This window comes from Paenibacillus sp. TAB_01, assembly GCF_043945595.1.
GTDB lineage: Bacteria > Bacillota > Bacilli > Paenibacillales > NBRC-103111 > Paenibacillus_S.
In genome coordinates, this window is the sequence record NZ_JBIFNP010000001.1 from 4,896,277 (window position 1) to 4,914,506 (window position 18,230).

An 18,230-nucleotide genomic window follows, 5' to 3' on the forward strand; every position below is an offset into this window, starting at 1 on the left:
TCCGGGGGCAGCCTAAGCTACCTCCGAAGGTTCCAGCTTTCGTTCGCATATTTTTCTTCCATGAGCTGCATCACAAGCGAATGCTCGTAATCCGTCAGACCGCCTTCCACCAGCTCTACGTTCAGCCCCTCCGCCATGCCGCTGCGAAAAGCCTGCTCTGCTTCCTCGATCTGCACCGTCGGTCTCTCCAGCTGCCGGCACAGGTCGTTAATGGCTACCGCCTTATGGATAAATTGCTGCTTCAGACGCTCCTGAATGCGCTCGTTTTTGAATTTGAGCACACGGAACAGCTGATCCGTATCCATATCGAGCAGGATTGAGCCGTGCTGCAGCACGACCTGTTTTTGCCGCGTCTGCGCGCTCCCTGCGATTTTGCGCCCTTCCACCACCAGCTCGTACCACGAGGGGGAATCGAAACAGGCCGCCGAGCCCATCGAGGCGTATTTGGTCTTGTCCTCATCGCTTTCGAGCTGAACCATCTGCGCGTTAAGCCCCAGCTTGCGGAAGCCCAGCAGCAGCCCTTCGCTCAGCACGCGGTACGCTTCGGTTACGCTTCTCGGAATGCCAGGGTAATTCTCCGAGACGATCAGACTGTACGTCAGCTCCTTATCGTGAAGGACGGCGCGTCCGCCTGTAGGTCTGCGCACGAAGCCGAGCCCTTCCGCCTTCAGCTGCTCGAAATCGATTTCTTCCATCGCCTTCTGAAAATACCCGATCGACAAGGTTGCAGGCGACCATCCGTAAAACCGTACGGTCGGCGGAGATTTCCCCTCGCTGTGCGCAATAAGAATCGCTTCATCTGCAGCCATATTGTATGCGGGGTCATGCGCCCCCGAGGATATAAAACGCCATTTCTCTTTCATGCTGTCTGCTTCCCCGCCTTTCACTTCTTCACGGCAAGCCGTTTGCCTTCTGTCAGCTCCGGCAGCTGGAATTCCCGCGTCGGCCGCTCCACGGCGTCCGGCGCAACGATTGCCAGCATCCCGTCCTCTCCCAGCACCACAAATCCGTCTTCCGACGCAGCTGCGGCTGCCGGCCGGTGCTCCCACGTCAAATGCGCCTGCTTGCGCGTTTTCAAATCGAGCAGCGCGAGAGGCTTTTCTATGTCGGCCGCTTTGTCCGAGACGTCGAACCGTGTTATAAGCATTTTACCCCTCAATGCCTTCATAGTAAAGAAATACGGCTTCGTGTTGGACACGAAGCTGCTCGTCAGCTCGTAGGGAACCTGCTGCGGGTTAAAGCGGTATATTTTGTTCGACCATTCGCTCTTGACGCGCTGCGAGGTGCCGATATACGTATCTCCGTTCGAATCGAGCGCAACTTGATCCAGCGGATACCTGCGGGCATGCTGGATCATTTGGACCCATTCCCCTGTTTGCAGATCCGCTTTATACAGATTGGAGCTCGTTTCCGCATTATTGGACGTAACGAAATAAACGTCCTTGCCGCTGCCGGTTACATCCTCTACGCCCCCGGGCACCATCCATTCCTTCACCCATCTGTGCTCCTTAAGCTGATAAATGCCGACCTTCGTCATGTCGCCGCCCTTTTGCGCGATTTTATCCGCACCGGACACGAACAGAAGATCGCCAGAGACATAGCTGAGCTTGGGCGACATTTGCGGCACAGCATACTGCACAAAGCCGGAGGACTGCTTATCCCGCACATAAAATCCATGGAACGCCTTCGGATCGCTACTATTATAAACAGTGATAACCGTATAGTCGGGAGTATAGCTGATTGCGCTGACCGGCTCCGCCGTTTGAAGAATGCGTGTTCCTTGCCCGTTCTTACTATTAATGCTGAATACCTGGTACGTATCCGCTGCCAGCAAATCTCCCGTCTCGTCTATCGCTGTCACCGCATCTTCATCGATCGGCGTCAAACGCGGGGGCTCCGGCGGCTGCAGCCACAAATAAAGGACAGCTCCCAGGCATGCGATAGCTAACAGCGCCGCGCCCCATTTTTTCACAGCCATCCTTCCCCTCCGCCCTAATTACTACTCATGATAATGGATTCCCTCAGGTTATGAAAGAGTTTCTTTTCGTCCATACTAAAAATTACAACACTCATCCGATATGCCAATAAGCTACCCTAAAGGATGGCAGTAAAGGAGCGGCATACCATGCAACCAACGGACAAAAAAGAACACGTGCGCCCCTTCAACGAGGATGTTCAGCTGCATTTTGACCGCGAATGGTTCGAGAATTTGCACCAGCGAGCCCAGCGGGGCGGCCCTTGGGATGATTCGGACCCTGTACCAGCTGGCATATGAAGCCGAGCAGGCCAGCCTCATTTCGGACTTCGACGAGCTCCAATCTTTGATGCATATTCAGAACTTGACTCCGATGCCTCATCAGATTGAAACGGCGAAGAAGGTATTGACCGAAATGCGGGGCAGAGCCATTCTCGCCGACGAGGTCGGGCTTGGGAAAACAATTGAAGCCGGGCTTATTCTCAAAGAATATATCATTCGGGGCCTCATCAAAAAGGTACTCATCCTGGTGCCCGCCTCCCTCGTGCTTCAATGGGTGCGCGAGCTTAATCAAAAGTTCGGCATTCCCGCCGTCGCGCAAAAAAAAGAATACATGTGGGCGCAGTGCGATATTATCGTCGCCTCGATGGACACCGCCAAGCGGGATCCGCACCGGGATATTGTGCTCGGCATGGAATACGATATGCTCATCGTGGACGAGGCCCATAAGCTCAAAAATAAAAAAACGACCAATTATCAATTCATTAACGAGCTCCGCAAAAAATATTGTCTGCTGCTCACCGCCACCCCGGTGCAGAACGATCTGAAGGAGCTGTATAACCTGATTACACTGCTGAAGCCGGGACAATTGGGCGGTCAAGGAAGCTTTCAAGCCAATTTCGTAGCGGATAAGCGCATACCGAAAAATGAAGAACAGCTGCAGCAGGAGCTGTCCAAGGTAATGATCCGCAACCGGCGCAGCGACGGCAACGTCAATTTCACCAAGCGCATCGTGCGCAATATCCCTCTCACTCTGTCGCCTGAAGAGCAAGCGCTTTACGATGGCGTGACGAATTTCGTCAAGGGACGCTTCGAGGAAGCCGGCGGCGATATCAGCAGCGTGCTGTCGCTTGTTACGCTTCAGCGGGAGGTATGCAGCAGCCGGGATGCCGTCTTCATCACGCTGGTCAATATGTTCAAGAAAACGGCCGAGGACTCTCCGGTTCGCCCGAAAATCTGGGAGCTGGTTGAGCTGATCCGGAGCATTAAGGCCAATACGAAGGCGGAGAAAGTAATGGAGATCGTCCAGGATGTTCAGGATAAGGTGATTATCTTTACCGAATACCGGGCCTCTCAGGAATATTTACTGCAGTATTTGAAGGATCACAAAATTACCGCTGTCCCCTATCGCGGAGGGATGAACCGCGGCAAAAAGGACTGGATGATGGATCTGTTCCGCAACCGAGCGCAGGTGCTTGTCGCAACGGAAGCCGGCGGCGAGGGCATCAACCTGCAGTTCTGCCACCATATGATCAACTTCGACCTGCCGTGGAACCCGATGCGCGTAGAGCAGCGGATCGGCCGCGTCCACCGTTTGGGCCAGCAGGATGATGTGAAGATTTATAATTTATCGACACGCGGAACGATCGAGGAATATATTTTGTCGCTGCTGCATGAAAAAATCAATATGTTCGAGCTTGTCATCGGAGAGCTGGATACGATCCTGGAGCGGTTTGAGAAGACAAATTCGCTGGAAACCCATCTGGCCAAAATGATCCTCTCCTCCGGCAGCGAGGAAGAAATCCGACGGCAGATGGACGAGCTCGGACGCTCGTTCTCGACCATTCGCACGGAAGTGGAACGCGATTCGCAGCAGGAAGCCGCTTATACGGCGAACTTATTGAATTCGATAGGACAGCCCATCGCGGGTGAAGCGGAGGCGACACCATGAAGACAGCCCAAATTCAGGACTTCGTCATGCGTTATTTGGAAGCGGAGCAGTGCGAAATATTGGAAAAGCATCCGGATTACGTCACGGTCAAGCTGTCCCCCTCCGCCGACAGGGAGCTGACCTTCCGCCCCTATTATTGGAGCTTCGTCGAACGCACCGGCGTCCAGCCGGAGACGATGACGTGCACCTTCGTCTTTAATCCTGAGGCGGCTAAAGCACCGCAGGCCGTCCAGCCGGGTCCGGCCGTGCAGCCTGGCCCTGCCGCTTCACCGGTCCAGGCTCCGGCGAAGCCGGCTGCAGCTGCTTCCGCTTCGCCTGGAGGCAGCGCTCCCGCACCTGCCGGCGCGCCCCCTGCGGCTCCAGGAGCGCCGGGGGCGCCTCAGCCTCCCCAGGACAGCATCCTGGGGCGGTATTTCGGCTTCGTGCCGACACAGGTCACGGCACGCGTGCCGAAGGACGAAGTCACCTTCGGCAGCCGGCGGCTGGAGCAAATCTTCGGCGCGGTGCGCAATAAGGGCCGCTTCGTTCATTTGTTCGAGGAAGTGAAGGTCGAGCCGCGCAGCAAAACATTCGCGACGCAAGCCTGCGAAAGCTGGCTGCAGGTCAATTTCAAGGTCGAGCTGGCCTGCGATATGAAGCGCAGCGAAATTCATTCGCTCGGCATTCACCTTGGCACCGGGCAAATCGTCGAACGGTTTCAGGACTTGCTCAAGGGCCGCAATTTGACCCCTGTCCTTCCCGCTCATGTCTACATGGTGCCGGATAAATTTACGCTTCCGCGCGCCGTTATCTATTTGGAGCAGTATATGGAGCAAAAGCTCGGTTCCTACGATCATTCCTGGGCCAAGGAAGCCAGACTGCGCCTTGAGGATGAGCTGGACCGCATCAAAGGCTATTACGAGCCTTTGATCCAGGCTGCTGAGCCGGAGCAGAAGGCGGAGATCGAGAACCAGTACAGCAACCGGCGGCAGGAGATCGATTGGCAGTACCGCCCCCGCATCCAAATATCCGTCATCAATTGCGGGCTGTTCCATCTGCTGACGGGAAATCCGGGCATGAACTGACGGGTTCCGCTAAATGCCTCCAAAAATAGAAGCTGGAATTTTTTTCAAGGCTTACAGGTTCTAACAAACTTTTCAATGCATATTTTGTACAATAAGGGCATAGCAACACCAAGCCCGATTTCCCAAAGCAAGCAGGTGATTGAATGAAAAAATCGGTGTTATGGCTCTCTGCGCTTCTTCTCTGGACAAGCCTGCTGATTGCAAGCCCATTATCCACAGAGGCAGTCCAGGAGCACCCGTCCGAGCCTTTATCGGTTCTTAAGCTCAAGCCCGATCCCGTAGACCGGACGAAAACAATGAACACGCCTACTTTTGCAGATGCCGTCAACCAATGGATTAAAAGCATTGCCAAGGAAAAAGGCTATGAAGCCTGGGGCTCCGCCACCTGGACCAGCGCTCCCCTCGGTCCTGGAACGCACGGCTGGATCGTGCTGCTGCAGTCCGGCGGCCGCGAGGTCGGCTACCTGGTCATCCATGCCGCTGACCCGAATCTTCCGAATGCCTATCAATTGTCCGAATACGGCAGCGGCAGCTCTCCGTTATTCAGCTTGAACACCCTGTACCGCAGTCTGGTACAGCTGGAACTTATCGATTCTTCCTATGAAGCCGAACGCTGGTATGCCGACCCGCTGCATGCGGTTTGGATCGTTACCGCAGGCGAACGCACACATTTTCTCGATGCATCGACCGGCGAAGTGCTACCGCTGACCTCCAGGGACCAGCTCCCCGAAGCAAGCCAGCCAGGCGGCGCCGAATTCATAAACTCTGCCTTCGCTTCACCCGAGCATACCATTACCGCAAATCGGCAGCTCGACGGATTCGATCCGTATGACGACATGTCCTGGCTGCAGAAGACTCCGCTGACGCCAACGGCCTTTACCGGCCTGCAGGCACTGCTGGACGCCGCTTCACCGGCGAAGCTCACCTTCATCGCCGAGCTGTATGGAGGGCAGGTCAATATGCCTTTTGCCGTAACGGGTTACCAGCAGTGGTCGCAATGACGAGGTGTATATGCAGCTGGAACGCGAAGGACGCCGCGCCATTCCCGCCCGCTATGCGGCTGCCGCAGGCCGTCTGTTCCCCTAGTAGCGGGGAAACGCAGCAGTTACCGCCGGGCTTTGCTTTACCGGCAAATCCGGTTAACGATGCCGTACGTATTAACGGCACATTCCTTTAGGTTATTCTCCTCCTCACATATAGAAAAGCTTCCCATCCCGTGTCCGCACAGGGGAGAAGCTTTTCATTTTTTTTGCGCAGACTCTGCAGCCACATGGAGATAGCCAGCGGCACCATCCCGAACCACCGGTACTGCCAGTGTTCCCGGACCTTCCCGTTGGCTCGCTTTCACCTGCCTTCGTACTTCCTTGGGCGTTTCCATATATTTAACGAACTGCTCCGTCATATATTTGATCAATTCATCACCTTTAGCCAATAAACCGACACCCCCATGCCTCCATTCTTACCATTTGGAACGGGGGTCAAACGTGTTTAAGCTATAAGATTCTCATTCGATTCTCAATTAAATCCTTAAGCGCCTTCCTGTTGTCCTCCACATAATTTGCACATGAACACAGTGCTCTCGGATAAGTGAAGGCAAGCTTCGAAGCCTCCTCCGGTTACTCGTGGAGTCTATCCTTCCAAGCGGCAAACCACGCAAAAAAACACCCGCTCCATACGTGCGATGGAGGGGTGCCGGTTTGATTCAGTTACATTTTCTCCGGAGCTTCCAGTCCGATCAGCGCCAGACCGTTCTTCAACGTAATCTGGAAGCACTTAACGACGGACAGTCTGGCTTGCCGGACCGCGAGGTCGTCTACCAGAATCGGGCATTCGTGGTAGAAGTAATTGAAGCTTTGAGCCATGTCAACCAGATGGCGGCTGATGATCGAAGGCTCCAGCTTGTGCATCGCCTGTTCTACCCGCTCCTTGAACAGATACAACTGCTTCAGCAACCCTTGGGTAGGCGCGTCCTGCAGCTGGTTCAAGTCCAGCGTATCCGGCGCCGCGTCGAACTCGATCGACTCGCTGCCGTTTGCTCTGCGCAGCAGGCTGCAGGCGCGGGCATGGGAATATTGAACGTAGGGGCCCGTTTCCCCTTCAAAGTTCAGCGCATCGTCCCAGGAGAAGACGATATCCTTGATCCGGTTGTTGCTCAAATCGTTGAAAATAATCGCGCCGACGCCGACCTGGCGGGCAACCTCGTCTTTATTTTCAAGATTCGGATTTTTCTCGGCGATAATTTCGTGAATTTTGGCGATGGACTGCGTCAGCAGCTCCTCCAGACGCACGACGTTGCCTTTACGCGTCGAAAGCTTGGCCCCTTCAAGGCTGACCTTACCGAAAGGCACATGGACCAATTGATCCGCCCAGTCATAGCCCATCAGCTCAATAACTTTGAACCATTGTTTAAAGTGAAGGCTTTGCCCCGCATCGGTCACATAAACGCACTTGTCGAAATCGTACGTGTTCTTGCGGTAGATAGCGGCCGTCACATCACGGGTATGATAGAGCGTGCCCCCATCCTTCTTGATCATCAGCGCCGGCGGCATGTTATATTCGTCAAGACGAACGAGCAGTGCTCCGCCGTCTTCCTCCAGCAGCTTCTTCTGCTTCAGCTCGTCGACGACAGCGGCCATTTTATCGTTATAAAAGCTTTCGCCGGCATAGGAATCGAAATGAACGCCGAGCAGGTCGTAAATCTTCTGGAATTCCTTCAAGCTGATCTCAACGAACCATTTCCACAGCGTGGTCGCTTCTTCGTCCCCCTGCTCCAGCTTGACAAACCAGGCGCGGGCTTCATCCTCGAGCTCCGGCTTCACATCCGCTTCATCGTGAAACTTCACGTACAGGCGCTGTAGCTCATCGATGCCTTCCGCTTCCACGGCCGCCTTCTCGCCCCACAGCTTGTAAGCGACAATCAGCTTGCCGAACTGGGTTCCCCAGTCGCCCAGGTGATTGACTCCAACGGAGTTGTAGCCTAGAAATTCATAAATCTTGTAAATCGCATTTCCGATCATCGTCGTCCGCAGGTGGCCGATATGAAACGCCTTCGCGATATTAGGCGAAGAGAAATCGAGCACAATATTGCGTCCTTGGCCGATATTTTGCGAGCCGTAGCGGTCCTTGCGCTCCAGCACCTCTCCGATGACGCCGGATGCAAAATACACCGGATCCAAATAAACGTTGAAATAGCCGGATACCGCTTCCACTCTTTGAACCGCCGGATGTCCGCTCCACTGCTTCTGCAGCTCCTCGGCAATCGCTTGAGGGGCTTTGCGCAGCTGTTTGCTCAGCTTGAAGCACGGCAGGGACAGATCCCCCATCTGCGGGTTGGGCGGATACTCGATCAGCTCAGCGATGCCTTCCTCCGTAATGCCCTCCAGTTGTCCCGCTAATTGGGACGCGAGCATGCTTTTATAATTCATCTTCCATAACCCCTTTCCAAATTCAACACCGATACCGTTATCGTTCTCTCTATGCAATAAAGCACCCCAGTCGGGGTGCCGCCAGATTTGAATCCAAGGTTGCCATCATTTGCATAAGTAACATTATATCGGGCAACAAAAATGGAGTCAAGGCTGGAATCCTTCTCCCGGGCCGGCAAATGGCTGGAGTTGTAACGGGTTTGTTACCCCTCGGTACAGGAGTGTTGCTATAATGGTAAGGATGATGTCCAATCGGCAGGTAAACCGGCCCGGCAGCCGGTCAAGTCATAGTTTGAAAGCAGGGATTCCCATCATGTACAGCAAGCTGCATTTACCTATTATAGGGTGCCTCGCTCTGCTGCTGCTTTGCAGCGGCTGCAGCTTCAGCAAGGACCCGCAGTCTTATATGCGCACCCCCAGGCTGCCCGAGAACCAGGCCAGCCTCGTGCAGATGATCCAGCAGGCTTTGCCTGCTGGCGCCTCCTTAATTCGTCCCCAGGTATCGCGGGACCTGGGTTCTATTTATATGAAGGACCTGGATGGCGACGGGATGCCGGAAGCTGTCGCCTTCTACCAAACCTCGGACAAGGAGGCCCGGATTCACGGCATGCTGTGGCAGCGAAGCGGAGACGTATGGAATCAGGCCAGCGACTTTCAGGGGGAAGGCTACGAGCTGGCGACGCTGCTGTTCGAGGATGTCACCGGCGACGGCAAGCTGGACATTATTGCCGGCTATTCCAGCGGTGCCCGGCTGAACAAAGGCCTGGTCATCTACCGGTATGACCGGCCAAAGCTGGAATCCGTTTATGAAGCCCCGTACGCTGAAATGGCCATCGACGATTTGAACCAGGACGGCGTTAAAGATATCACGCTCGTATCGCTGGACCGCGGTACCGCCTCGCAGGCCGTGACCCTGCAGTTCGATAAAACGTTCAAGCCCCTGGGCTCTGTGCCTCTGGATCCGAGCATTAACGGATACGAATCGCTGCAAGCCGGGTGGATCGCCGAAGGCAAAAGGGGCCTTATCCTCGACTATGCGGTCGGTGCTCACTCCTCTTCGACGCAGGTGCTGCTCTTTCAGCAAGGGGAGCTGGCAAAGGCGTTGTCCGACAGGAACATCCCGTTCAAGCCGCGGTCGGCCTTCTCCGGCGACTTGAACCACGACGGCATCATGGAGATCGGCATCGATTACGTACCTAAGGGCTCGGAGGATGAGCCGCATGTCAGCATGCCGTACATTACCGCCTATTATCGCTGGAACGGCACGGACGGACTAGACCCTCACCCGTTATACGAACGGTACATCGATTACGGAAACAGCTTTTATTTCGACATTCCGGCGGAATGGAAGGATCAGTTCAAGGTGGAACGGTTTACGGAGGACAGCCAGCCCGGGCTGCGGTTTATCTCCCAGACGACGGGACAGACCTTGATCGAATGGAAAAATGCACCCGCCCCTTCCGAACCAGGCGAGGCTCTGCCTGAAGATTGGAAGGAAATGGGCCGGACCGCCAAAACAGTAACCCTCGTTCACATTACGGCGGATAACCATGTCTCTGCCGGATGGTTTCACCCGATGTCAGAGCTTGAGAAACAGGAGGAACCTCATGAGCAAAGTACTCATATTGGAGGATGAAGAGTCCATCCGGAGCTTTATTGTTATCAATCTTAAGCGGGAAGGGTTTCAGGTCATTGAGGCGGCCACCGGCGAGGAAGCGCTTGAACGCTTTCGGGAGCATCCGGATGTAGCGGTCGCTCTGCTCGACGTCATGGTGCCCCGCGCCGGACGGATTCGAGGTCTGCCGTCTCATTCGGGAGCAGAGCGAGCGGACCGGCATCATTTTTCTGACCGCCAAGGTGCAGGAGAAGGATAAAATATTCGGCTTATCGCTGGGCGCCGACGATTACATCAGCAAGCCGTTCAGCCCCGGAGAGCTGATGGCTCGCGTCCATTCCCTGCTGCGCCGCGTCCAGCTTCAAATGCCTTCACGCGAGCCCGGACAAGGCTCCCGATGCCGCTCCGGACCGTTCGAGCTGCACCCGGGACTGCGCACCTTTACGAAGCACGGCCAGTCGGTCGATGTGACGCCGACGGAGCTGGCTCTGCTTCAATTATTTCTGAATCATCGAAACATGCCGCTGAGCCGCGACAAGCTGCTGGATGAAGTGTGGGGCGTAGATTATGTCGGCGATCCCAAAATTGTCGATGTCAACATCCGCCGGCTCCGCCAGAAAATCGAGGAGGATCCTTCCAAACCCGCCTACCTTGAAACGGTATGGGGCTACGGCTACAAATGGAAGGATCAAGAGATATGAAGCATCGCAGAAAAGGCATTCGAAGGCTCGTTGTCTCCCACTACGTGCTCGTCGTCCTGCTTACCTTGATATTGGTAGAGAGCGCCTTTATTTATGCGGTCAGAGTCTATTACTACAACAGCATTTCAAGCCATCTCAGCAACCATGCCGAAGTGTCCGCGTCGTTTTATAACAAATTTCATACGAATTTGAATGTGCTTCAGCTGGAAAGCCAGCTGCCCGATATCGTGGAATCGTTCGCGCACGGCAATGCGGAGCTGCAGGTGCTGAACCTGGAGGGGACGATACTGACCAGCACAAGCGGCTTTGCCGTCCGGGAGCAGGTTCATACCAAGGATGTAAAATTTGCCGCGCAGGGGGAAACCGGACGCTGGATCGGCAGAAACCCAGGCACCGGAGAGCCGGTTATGGCCGTCTCGACCCCGCTTCAATGGAACGGGCAAATCATAGCCGTGCTGCGGTATACCACTTCGCTGGAGGAAGTCGGACCGGGTGATCCGCACGCTGTCCGGCATCGCTCTGCTGATCGGCTTAATCATTCTGGCGACCGTCTCGTTGATCAGTCTGGCGCTGGCCAATTCGATTGTAAAGCCTATCAACCAGATCACGGCGGCTTCCGCGCTGATGGCTAAGGGAAGATTCGACACCCGTGTGGACGAAAGCTTCCGCTACGAGCTCGGCGAATTGGCCCAGACCTTGAACTTTATGGCCCAGGAAATCGTCAAGAGCGACCGGCTCAAAAGCGATTTTATCTCCTCCATCTCCCACGAGCTGCGCACCCCTCTCACCAGCATTAAAGGCTGGAGCGAGACGATCATGCATGGCAATATGGAGGACACCGAGGAAACTGTGCTTGGCTTGCGGGTCATTTCCAAGGAAACGGACCGGCTGGTCGGTCTGGTGGAGGAGCTGCTCGATTTCTCCCGCCTGGAGCAAAAGCAGCTGGCGCTGGAGCTTGCTCCCGTGCATCTCCCTCAGCTGCTGAATGAGGTGGTGCTGCAGCTGGCCTCCAAAGCCCGCGGCAAGCAGATTTCCTTCCGCCTGGACAACCGCGCCGGAGCAGCGGTCTGTTCGCTGCCTGGCGACGAAAACCGGCTCAAGCAGGTATTCCTGAACATCGCCGACAACGCCATCAAATTTGCCGGCAGGGAAACCCGGATACAGATTGTAATTGACGAGGAGCCCGGCGCTTGTCTCGTGACCGTGACGGATCAAGGAACCGGGCATTCCCGACGAGCATATCAAACGGGTGACGGAGCGGTTTTATCAAGTCAATCCCGAGGGAGAAGGCACAGGACTCGGACTCGCCATTTGCCGCGAGCTCATAGAGCTGCACGGCGGATCGCTTGTCATTGACAGCACGCCGGACGCAGGCACATCGGTCACCGTCCGTCTCCCTCTTCCCGCTGCAGCACCTTCGGAGCTTGCCGCTCCGGACAAAGCTTAATCTGCGCAGCATTGGCCGGCTTCGCCCCATTCCATGCATGGAAGCACGAAAAAAAAGCATCTCCCGCCTGCCGTCGGAGTCAAAACCTCATCCGATGGTGAGCGGGAAATGCTTGCTTTTATAAAGATTTCGAAGAAATCGCGGCAGTCGATTCCGGCTTCGCTACAGCATCTTTTGCATCATGATGACATCCAGCAGCCGGTCGAATTTCGTCCCGACTTCCTTCATAACGCCGACATGGGCAAATCCATATTTCTCATGCATGTAGATGCTGCTGGCATTGCCCTCCGTAATGCGGGACAATACGGTATGCAGTCCGGCCGCCTTGCCCGTCTCCAGCACCGCCGTCATCAGCTGCTGCCCGATACCCTGTCCGCGGTGGCTGCTGTGGATATACAAGGACAGCTCTGCCGTGCGCTCATAGGCCAGACGGTCTGAGTAAGGATTCAGCGACGCCCAGCCTACTACCGCGCCATCCAGTTCCGCGACGAGAATCGGATGCCGTTCGCCATGCGCATCGAACCATGCTTCCTGCTGCTCCAGGGTCCTTGGGACCGTATCGAAAGTGGCTACCGTGTTCAGCACCGCTTCATTGTAAATTTCTACGATTGCAGCTACATCCTGCTTCGCTGCCCTTCTGACGTTCATACGGCTTCCTTCCCTTTCCTCGCTATAGCCGAACCTAGATCCGGCAGTCAGCAGTCAAATAAAAAACCACCTGGTATCAGAGATATCAAGTGGTTAATTGCTATGCGGTCAAGAGGACTCGAACCTCCACGGGGGGTTAGCCCACACGGACCTGAACCGTGCGCGTCTGCCAATTCCGCCATGACCGCTTGTGGCTGTCTGCTTCATTTCTGAAGGGGACAAGTAGTATAATAGCATTATCCCTGCATCTATGTCAAACATTTTTTGAATGATTGGTGCAACAATTTGAACAATCGGATCGTATAGTTTATTATAGGGCTGTACCATACTATACTTAAAGGAGGATTTACCATGCGTAAACTCGGCTTCATACTCGCAATCGTAACAGCGCTGACGGTGATCATGGCGGGCTGTAATTCCAGTAAAAGCGGCAGCAATTTGCCTGACAAGCCTCCTCAAGCAGCAACGATCACCAAAGCGGAATATGACCAGATTGCAGATAATTCTACTTATGAGGAAGCCATCAAAATTATTGGCGGCGAAGGCAAAATCATTTCGGAATCCGGCACGAAAGGCAATCCTGATTATTCGGTCACTTACCAGTTCCCTGCCGAAGGAAAAGATAACGGCAACGCCAAGCTGACTTTCCGTAACAATAAACTGATTTCCAAATCAGAATCCAACCTGTAAGGATCCTATATAAGGATCCTTTTTCTATGCGCCGCTAGAAGCAGCGGTAAATAAGCCACCCGATGAAGCACCAAAATGGAAGCGCAATCAAGACACCGTACAACGTTCCTTTCAATGCAGATCCTTCATGCGACATCGTGAACGTCCCCCTTCACAGGCCCGTTTTTGCGGTAGAGTTCAATCTATGCGAATCGGCTCGTACATATGCCTCCGGCTTCTGTCTATCATCATCTTCAGGATAGATCATATACATAGACAAGACAATCTTTTCCTGCTCTTGCTCATCATACCGGAACGGGATCCGTAGGGAGGAGAACCAATGGTACTTTTTCAACTCGCCATGGGAATCATTGCGGCCCTGCTGCTTTGGGGGTTTATTAAATTTACGTTCAAGCTCATGCTGTGGGTGATAGGCATTACTCTGCTGATCAGCTTCCTCATTCCCGGCGCATTCTTATTTCTAAGCGGCCTGCTGTTCATTCTGATCGGGATGCTTGCAACGCTGGGACTGCTGTATGTTATCGGCGCTTTCAAAGGCTAGCCTGCGCCAGCCTCTACCCTTCACGATAGGCCCGAAGCGCATTAACAGCCCACAGCTCTGCAGCCTCTGCATTCGGCTGAATGGGTACATCGAACAAGTGTGTCGCTTGATCATCCTTCTTGGAGCCGTTGCTTCGCACAACCTCGCCCGTATACCTTCCCTGCTCGTCCGCCGCCTGTAATTTCAGGTAGTAATAATCATCCAGCGGAACGAGCGTTTCCGGATGTCTGCTATTTTCCTGTTTCATGGCTGTCCGCCTGCCTTTCCTGCTGTCATCACTTCTTCCTCATCGTTTCCTATTCTTAACCCGAATACTCCTAGCAAGAATCGGCATTATGCCGAAGCATTGCCCCTGCTTTTTCAGGAGAATCTAAAGGTGGAGGTGATTCAACATGACAGGCAGAAACAGCAAACCGAAAAATACGGGACCCGCAGGAAAGCCTTCCCGGCTGGATCAGTTCGAAGACAAGCTGGCAGACAGCGAGCTTCAGCCCAAAGTGAAAAACGCTTGCGACACAGAGGAATAAAGAGTCTCAGAGATCAGCAGAACCGCAGCCGGTATTCCTCAGGGAGACCGGCTTTTTGCCGTATAACCTGACGGTGACGGGCAAGAGATGCAGCTGCAAAAAGACAAGCCCGCGCCGGGAATACGGCGATGAGGTTATGCTGTTCAGCGAATCCGGGATTGCCAACGAAGATACGCCTTGGTCGAAGCTACTACGGACGCGTACACCGTACGCCCGATCCGATAGCCCAGCTCGGTCGAAGTGCCCGCATAACGGAACGCCGGGCCTCTCTGAGTGGCTGCAATAAGTACCGCATCGGTGGTCGTCCCCGTAGCTGACGCGTCCGGTACGGTCCCCAAGGTTATCCCCAGATCCTGCAGCGCGGCCGCTTTGGCCTCGGTCGCGGTGATGACTGCGTTCACCATCGCAGCATCTGTTAGCTCCCCGTCCACCAGCACGATGATGTTAATCGTTCCCGGATACAGCTGGTCCTGTCGCAGCTCCCGTCCGGCCCTCGCCTTATTGCTCAAGCCGACGGTTGCCCAGGCGCAGACCGTGAGCCCGAAATCGGACCCGTGCTCGCTGAAGCCGAAGTCCTGCACTCTCGCCGCCGTAAGCATCGCTGCCGTATGTCCGGCGGGAATGCCCTTTTCTTTCATAAATTCATGCATTTCGGTCAGCGGATCCTCGCACATATAAGACTTATCCACTTGGCGGTTCATCAGTATCCGGTGCGTGGAGAGCCCGCCGCCCCACATGGAAGAATTCAATGTTCGCAAGCAGCGCTCGCTTGTAATCTGATAATAGCTGTTCTGCGCCGCCTCCACCAGCTGGAATGAAACGCCGGGGATAGAGCAGCCTTCAGGCAGAGACGGGTTCATAAAGCCGTCTGAGCCTAGCCTTCTACCCAATCGTCGGGACGCGGCTCGGCGAAAGGCTGATAGCGGTAGCCTCGGTTCAGCTTTACAATTCTCCGGTTCTGCTTCCGGATCATCACCGTCGCATCATCCCAGGCGACAACGATGCCTTTGACATCATTTTTAGGATCGGCGTCCCGCACCACCCTTAGCAGCGTCCCGTCCACACGGTACCGGTCGAGCTGTTCCTCGTTAATCATTCGGTTGCCCTCCTTGACTAGCTTTAATTAAGTATAGAATACACGATATTCGGGTTACAATAAACTGACGGACTTTTGAACCCAAAGTACTTTATGGAAAGGAAACATTATGGACAAAAAGACCTACTACATAGCCGTAGCCTCCGGCGAAATCCTAGAGCCCAAGGATATGACCGGCAATTTCGAGTTCGAAATACTGGCAAGCGAAGAAGAGATCGATCAGCTTCAAGAAATGTTCGAGGACTCCGCGGAGGCTCAGGACGATACGGCCGCCCGAGCAATGATCCCTGTGCGCGACTACCACCTCGACAAGGAAAACGATGCGGCCGATTATTATTTGACCGAAATTTACCGTAAGCTGCATGAGCTGGGAACGCCTGAGACCAAATCTCATATCGAGAGCATGAATGTGCTGTAAGCAGGACAAAAAAACCTATTCGCCGCTGGCCGGAGAATAGGTTTTTTAAGCTTAAGCCCTGACAAACGCAGGGTCAGCATCCAAGTAAAAAGGAATAAGTGCTGCGGACAAGCTGTTTAGCCGACATGCTCCTTGGTATCGTTGGTTTCAAACCAGTAGTCCAGGACCTTGCTCGACATAACCCGCTTCTGAATATACTCTACCTGTGCCGTAGAAAACTGCGGCTGCCACTCCACCTCGAGCTCCTCGCACAGCTTGACGATAGTCAGCAGCTCTGACCATGCCACGTATCTCTTGTACCAGAAAAACTGAGGATGTTCAATCATATAGGGATACAGGTCGTCAAACTCTGTATGCTTACAATCGAGGGCACGTTCAAAATGAATTTTAGCTTCGCTCAACTTGGTCTTGAAAAAATCGGCCGGAATCTCATTCCCCATAGCAATGCCTCCTCTGTTCTGCATGAATCCATTATAAAGGAAAAACAGATGAGAGAAAAGCTTTTATCCTCTTGAAAATGTTTCATGAGAAGCGCCGGTTACTCGAACTCGATCTGTCCGCCCTTCAGGGAAGCGATTTTGGCTAAAGACTCGATACGTACTCCCGATTCGCGAATCGTCCGTCCGCCCGCTTGAAACGATTTCTCTACCGCAATGCCCACACCGATCAGCTCCGCTCCCGAGCGGCGGATAATGCGGATCAGCCCGCGGGCTGCGTCCCCGTTCGCGATAAAATCGTCGATAAGCAGAATGCGGTCGTTTCCGTCCAGGCATTCCTTGGAAACCATAATGTCCGTTACAAAGCCTTTCGTAAAAGAAGGCACCCGCTCCGAATACATTTCGGTATGCTCCGTATTGAGCGTCTTCTTCCTGCGCGCAAACACCATCGGCACGTTCAGCTCCTGCGCAGTGGCAAAAGCGATTGGAATCCCGGAGGATTCGATCGTCAATACCTTCGTGACGTTCTGCTCGCGGAACAGCCGCGCGAATTCTTTGCCCATCGCGGTCGTAAGAACCGGATCCACCGCATGATTCAATATGGCATCCAATTTAATAATATCGTCGGAGATCACCACGCCGACTTCACGAATTTTTTGTTTTAACAATTCCATCTATAAAAACCTCCATCCGAAAACCTTTTCCGTTAACTTATCATAAGGAGAATCCGCGTTTCAAGTCCTGCATAAATAATCTTTTCAAAAATAAGTGCAACTTTTTGTTTGGAAAGAACGTCATTAATATATAGGACTAAAAAATAGCCGCTGCGGCGGTGAAAAGCGTACTTTGAAAATTAAGACTGCTTATTTTCATGAAATTTGCCTTCTTTTGGACAAATATGCTCTTTGATGATTCGAAATGAGCAGAGTATGATTAATAAGGTTATGACGACTTTACATGAAAGGAAGTTATAGGATGATCCGCAACCCATTCAGCCCCGTTTATTGGTCCGTTCCTTTCATCCTCATTATGCTGATTACAGGCTGTAAACATACGCCCGACGCCTTGAAAACTCCAGCGCCCGATGAAACGCCCGCTTCTGCCGTCGGCACGGCGCCTTCGCAGCCGGCAGACTCCACGCCTAAAGCGCCTTCGGTGGATGCCGCTGCCGCAGATCATACGCAGACGCCCGTTAACCCGAACGACAAGGTTTCCCTTGCCAGCGCGGAAACATCCGCCAAGGATGCCGATTCGGAGGCTGCTTCCAAGCCTGCGTCGGGCAAGCCTAAGATCGATATTCAGGATCCGTTCAATGAGGCCAAGCCGACGCTTCTAGGTCTGAACCTGAAGTCCGCACCGGAAACGGCAACGGCGAAATACGGCAAGCCGAAGGAAGAGTTTCAAATGGAAGAGGACACCGATCCCGTTACGGTCTACGACTATACGGATTTCCTGATCGGATATAACAGCCAAAACGAGCTGCAGTTTATTGATATCCGCAGCGCGGACATCAATCCGGGATTGAACGGCTTAAGGCTGGGACAAACGGCGAGCGATGCGTTCAAAGCGCTCGGCAAGCCCGATTCGAACACCAGCTACGTGCTTACGTACAAAACATCCGGCGCTACCTTGAAGCTCGATGTGGATCCGAAGACGGAGAAGATCAATTCCATCAAATTGTTCGCCGATTAAAGC

The 18,230-nt window shown here is 53.9% G+C and carries 20 protein-coding genes, 1 tRNA gene and 4 pseudogenes; 13 read left to right on the forward strand and 12 right to left on the reverse strand.

Annotated features, from left to right (window positions below):
* Positions 1-17: 17 nt before the first annotated feature.
* Together ACHHV8_RS23730 and ACHHV8_RS23735 are read right to left on the reverse strand one after the other, a co-directional pair.
* Complete coding sequence (locus ACHHV8_RS23730; protein ID WP_395161906.1) at positions 18-863, reverse strand: lipoate--protein ligase family protein; 846 nt, start codon at positions 861-863, stop codon at positions 18-20.
* Between the two features lie 20 nt (positions 864-883).
* A complete protein-coding gene (locus ACHHV8_RS23735; protein WP_395161907.1) occupies positions 884-1,978 on the reverse strand; it encodes a hypothetical protein in 1,095 nt (364 codons plus the stop codon).
* 147 nt (positions 1,979-2,125) lie between these two features.
* On the opposite strand from ACHHV8_RS23735, the pseudogene ACHHV8_RS23740 reads away from it, so the two are divergent.
* The 3 genes and pseudogenes from ACHHV8_RS23740 (at position 2,126) to ACHHV8_RS23750 (ending at position 5,991) form a co-directional block, all read left to right on the forward strand.
* Positions 2,126-3,926 (forward strand): annotated as a pseudogene (locus tag ACHHV8_RS23740) (DEAD/DEAH box helicase).
* Positions 3,923-4,990, forward strand: coding sequence for a YqhG family protein (locus ACHHV8_RS23745; RefSeq protein WP_395161908.1), 1,068 nt, complete (start codon positions 3,923-3,925; stop codon positions 4,988-4,990). Before ACHHV8_RS23740 ends, ACHHV8_RS23745 begins: the two are co-directional and overlap by 4 nt.
* A gap of 143 nt (positions 4,991-5,133) precedes the next feature.
* A complete protein-coding gene (locus ACHHV8_RS23750; protein WP_395161909.1) occupies positions 5,134-5,991 on the forward strand; it encodes a hypothetical protein in 858 nt (285 codons plus the stop codon).
* A 172-nt stretch (positions 5,992-6,163) separates the two neighbouring features.
* Here the strand turns inward: ACHHV8_RS23750 and ACHHV8_RS23755 are convergent.
* The 3 genes and pseudogenes from ACHHV8_RS23755 to argS all read right to left on the reverse strand — a co-directional run.
* A pseudogene (locus ACHHV8_RS23755) lies at positions 6,164-6,289 on the reverse strand (hypothetical protein); the annotation flags it as partial.
* A complete protein-coding gene (locus ACHHV8_RS23760; RefSeq protein WP_395163607.1) occupies positions 6,231-6,392 on the reverse strand; it encodes a YqzE family protein in 162 nt (53 codons plus the stop codon). The gene ACHHV8_RS23760 and the pseudogene ACHHV8_RS23755, both read right to left, overlap by 59 nt.
* Before the next feature lie 304 nt (positions 6,393-6,696).
* The gene (argS, locus tag ACHHV8_RS23765) at positions 6,697-8,415 is read right to left on the reverse strand and encodes an arginine--tRNA ligase (RefSeq protein ID WP_395161910.1); all 1,719 of its coding nucleotides are present in this window, start codon (positions 8,413-8,415) and stop codon (positions 6,697-6,699) included.
* 232 nt (positions 8,416-8,647) lie between these two features.
* On the opposite strand from argS, the gene ACHHV8_RS23770 reads away from it, so the two are divergent.
* The 5 genes and pseudogenes from ACHHV8_RS23770 (at position 8,648) to ACHHV8_RS23790 (ending at position 12,178) form a co-directional block, all read left to right on the forward strand.
* The gene (locus ACHHV8_RS23770) at positions 8,648-10,051 is read left to right on the forward strand and encodes an FG-GAP repeat domain-containing protein (protein ID WP_395161911.1); all 1,404 of its coding nucleotides are present in this window, start codon (positions 8,648-8,650) and stop codon (positions 10,049-10,051) included.
* Positions 10,023-10,731 (forward strand): annotated as a pseudogene (locus tag ACHHV8_RS23775) (response regulator transcription factor). The gene ACHHV8_RS23770 and the pseudogene ACHHV8_RS23775 overlap by 29 nt, the downstream one beginning before the upstream one ends.
* On the forward strand, positions 10,728-11,363 hold the full coding sequence (locus ACHHV8_RS23780) for a hypothetical protein (RefSeq protein ID WP_395161912.1): 636 nt from the start codon (positions 10,728-10,730) through the stop codon (positions 11,361-11,363). Before ACHHV8_RS23775 ends, ACHHV8_RS23780 begins: the two are co-directional and overlap by 4 nt.
* Positions 11,356-11,889, forward strand: a pseudogene (locus ACHHV8_RS23785) (HAMP domain-containing sensor histidine kinase); the annotation flags it as partial. The gene ACHHV8_RS23780 and the pseudogene ACHHV8_RS23785, both read left to right, overlap by 8 nt.
* Positions 11,890-11,980: 91 nt before the next feature.
* Positions 11,981-12,178, forward strand: a complete 198-nt coding sequence (locus ACHHV8_RS23790; protein WP_395161913.1) for an ATP-binding protein — start codon at positions 11,981-11,983, stop codon at positions 12,176-12,178.
* Between the two features lie 162 nt (positions 12,179-12,340).
* On the opposite strand, the gene ACHHV8_RS23795 is transcribed toward ACHHV8_RS23790, so the two are convergent.
* Both ACHHV8_RS23795 and ACHHV8_RS23800 read right to left on the reverse strand, forming a co-directional pair.
* Positions 12,341-12,826, reverse strand: a complete 486-nt coding sequence (locus ACHHV8_RS23795; RefSeq protein WP_395161914.1) for a GNAT family N-acetyltransferase — start codon at positions 12,824-12,826, stop codon at positions 12,341-12,343.
* 103 nt (positions 12,827-12,929) lie between these two features.
* Positions 12,930-13,014, reverse strand: a tRNA-Leu gene (locus ACHHV8_RS23800).
* 163 nt (positions 13,015-13,177) lie between these two features.
* Between ACHHV8_RS23800 and ACHHV8_RS23805 the strand changes: the two genes are divergently transcribed.
* On the forward strand, positions 13,178-13,516 hold the full coding sequence (locus ACHHV8_RS23805) for a hypothetical protein (protein WP_395161915.1): 339 nt from the start codon (positions 13,178-13,180) through the stop codon (positions 13,514-13,516).
* Positions 13,517-13,835: 319 nt separating this feature from the next.
* Positions 13,836-14,057, forward strand: coding sequence for a hypothetical protein (locus ACHHV8_RS23810; protein ID WP_395161916.1), 222 nt, complete (start codon positions 13,836-13,838; stop codon positions 14,055-14,057).
* A gap of 13 nt (positions 14,058-14,070) precedes the next feature.
* Here the strand turns inward: ACHHV8_RS23810 and ACHHV8_RS23815 are convergent, their stop codons facing one another.
* Entirely contained in the window at positions 14,071-14,304 is a 234-nt protein-coding gene (locus ACHHV8_RS23815) for a hypothetical protein (protein WP_395161917.1), read from the reverse strand.
* Between the two features lie 145 nt (positions 14,305-14,449).
* Between ACHHV8_RS23815 and ACHHV8_RS23820 the strand changes: the two genes are divergently transcribed.
* Positions 14,450-14,584, forward strand: coding sequence for a hypothetical protein (locus tag ACHHV8_RS23820; protein WP_395161918.1), 135 nt, complete (start codon positions 14,450-14,452; stop codon positions 14,582-14,584).
* Between the two features lie 143 nt (positions 14,585-14,727).
* Here ACHHV8_RS23820 and ACHHV8_RS23825 read toward each other — a convergent pair whose 3' ends face one another.
* Complete coding sequence (locus ACHHV8_RS23825; RefSeq protein ID WP_395161919.1) at positions 14,728-15,444, reverse strand: adenosylcobinamide amidohydrolase; 717 nt, start codon at positions 15,442-15,444, stop codon at positions 14,728-14,730.
* Positions 15,445-15,458: 14 nt separating this feature from the next.
* Positions 15,459-15,680 carry a hypothetical protein gene (locus ACHHV8_RS23830; RefSeq protein ID WP_395161920.1) on the reverse strand — a complete coding sequence of 74 codons (222 nt, stop codon included), beginning with the start codon at positions 15,678-15,680 and terminating at the stop codon, positions 15,459-15,461.
* A gap of 109 nt (positions 15,681-15,789) precedes the next feature.
* Here ACHHV8_RS23830 and ACHHV8_RS23835 point away from each other — a divergent pair, with 109 nt between their 5' ends.
* On the forward strand, positions 15,790-16,098 hold the full coding sequence (locus ACHHV8_RS23835) for a hypothetical protein (RefSeq protein WP_395161921.1): 309 nt from the start codon (positions 15,790-15,792) through the stop codon (positions 16,096-16,098).
* A 116-nt stretch (positions 16,099-16,214) separates the two neighbouring features.
* Here the strand turns inward: ACHHV8_RS23835 and ACHHV8_RS23840 are convergent, their stop codons facing one another.
* Both ACHHV8_RS23840 and ACHHV8_RS23845 read right to left on the reverse strand, forming a co-directional pair.
* Positions 16,215-16,538, reverse strand: a complete 324-nt coding sequence (locus ACHHV8_RS23840) for a hypothetical protein (protein WP_395161922.1) — start codon at positions 16,536-16,538, stop codon at positions 16,215-16,217.
* A 98-nt stretch (positions 16,539-16,636) separates the two neighbouring features.
* Entirely contained in the window at positions 16,637-17,209 is a 573-nt protein-coding gene (locus ACHHV8_RS23845; protein WP_395161923.1) for a xanthine phosphoribosyltransferase, read from the reverse strand.
* Between the two features lie 301 nt (positions 17,210-17,510).
* Between ACHHV8_RS23845 and ACHHV8_RS23850 the strand changes: the two genes are divergently transcribed.
* Positions 17,511-18,227: a DUF4309 domain-containing protein gene (locus tag ACHHV8_RS23850; protein ID WP_395161924.1), complete on the forward strand. Its 717-nt coding sequence runs from the start codon at positions 17,511-17,513 to the stop codon at positions 18,225-18,227.
* Positions 18,228-18,230: the final 3 nt, after the last annotated feature.

Bases quoted from the DNA above. Each gene is read 5' to 3' on its own strand.
- ACHHV8_RS23795 (WP_395161914.1), bottom strand. From the start codon at position 12,826: ATGAACGTCAGAAGGGCAGCGAAGCAGGATGTAGCTGCAATCGTAGAA.
- ACHHV8_RS23830 (WP_395161920.1), bottom strand. From the start codon at position 15,680: ATGATTAACGAGGAACAGCTCGACCGGTACCGTGTGGACGGGACGCTG.
- ACHHV8_RS23840 (WP_395161922.1), bottom strand. From the start codon at position 16,538: ATGGGGAATGAGATTCCGGCCGATTTTTTCAAGACCAAGTTGAGCGAA.
- ACHHV8_RS23815 (WP_395161917.1), bottom strand. From the start codon at position 14,304: ATGAAACAGGAAAATAGCAGACATCCGGAAACGCTCGTTCCGCTGGAT.
- ACHHV8_RS23845 (WP_395161923.1), bottom strand. From the start codon at position 17,209: ATGGAATTGTTAAAACAAAAAATTCGTGAAGTCGGCGTGGTGATCTCC.
- ACHHV8_RS23745 (WP_395161908.1), top strand. From the start codon at position 3,923: ATGAAGACAGCCCAAATTCAGGACTTCGTCATGCGTTATTTGGAAGCG.
- ACHHV8_RS23770 (WP_395161911.1), top strand. From the start codon at position 8,648: ATGGTAAGGATGATGTCCAATCGGCAGGTAAACCGGCCCGGCAGCCGG.
- ACHHV8_RS23820 (WP_395161918.1), top strand. From the start codon at position 14,450: ATGACAGGCAGAAACAGCAAACCGAAAAATACGGGACCCGCAGGAAAG.
- ACHHV8_RS23805 (WP_395161915.1), top strand. From the start codon at position 13,178: ATGCGTAAACTCGGCTTCATACTCGCAATCGTAACAGCGCTGACGGTG.
- ACHHV8_RS23825 (WP_395161919.1), bottom strand. From the start codon at position 15,444: ATGAACCCGTCTCTGCCTGAAGGCTGCTCTATCCCCGGCGTTTCATTC.
- ACHHV8_RS23850 (WP_395161924.1), top strand. From the start codon at position 17,511: ATGATCCGCAACCCATTCAGCCCCGTTTATTGGTCCGTTCCTTTCATC.
- ACHHV8_RS23735 (WP_395161907.1), bottom strand. From the start codon at position 1,978: ATGGCTGTGAAAAAATGGGGCGCGGCGCTGTTAGCTATCGCATGCCTG.
- ACHHV8_RS23835 (WP_395161921.1), top strand. From the start codon at position 15,790: ATGGACAAAAAGACCTACTACATAGCCGTAGCCTCCGGCGAAATCCTA.
- ACHHV8_RS23750 (WP_395161909.1), top strand. From the start codon at position 5,134: ATGAAAAAATCGGTGTTATGGCTCTCTGCGCTTCTTCTCTGGACAAGC.
- ACHHV8_RS23730 (WP_395161906.1), bottom strand. From the start codon at position 863: ATGAAAGAGAAATGGCGTTTTATATCCTCGGGGGCGCATGACCCCGCA.
- ACHHV8_RS23760 (WP_395163607.1), bottom strand. From the start codon at position 6,392: ATGACGGAGCAGTTCGTTAAATATATGGAAACGCCCAAGGAAGTACGA.
- ACHHV8_RS23810 (WP_395161916.1), top strand. From the start codon at position 13,836: ATGGTACTTTTTCAACTCGCCATGGGAATCATTGCGGCCCTGCTGCTT.
- ACHHV8_RS23780 (WP_395161912.1), top strand. From the start codon at position 10,728: ATGAAGCATCGCAGAAAAGGCATTCGAAGGCTCGTTGTCTCCCACTAC.
- argS (WP_395161910.1), bottom strand. From the start codon at position 8,415: ATGAATTATAAAAGCATGCTCGCGTCCCAATTAGCGGGACAACTGGAG.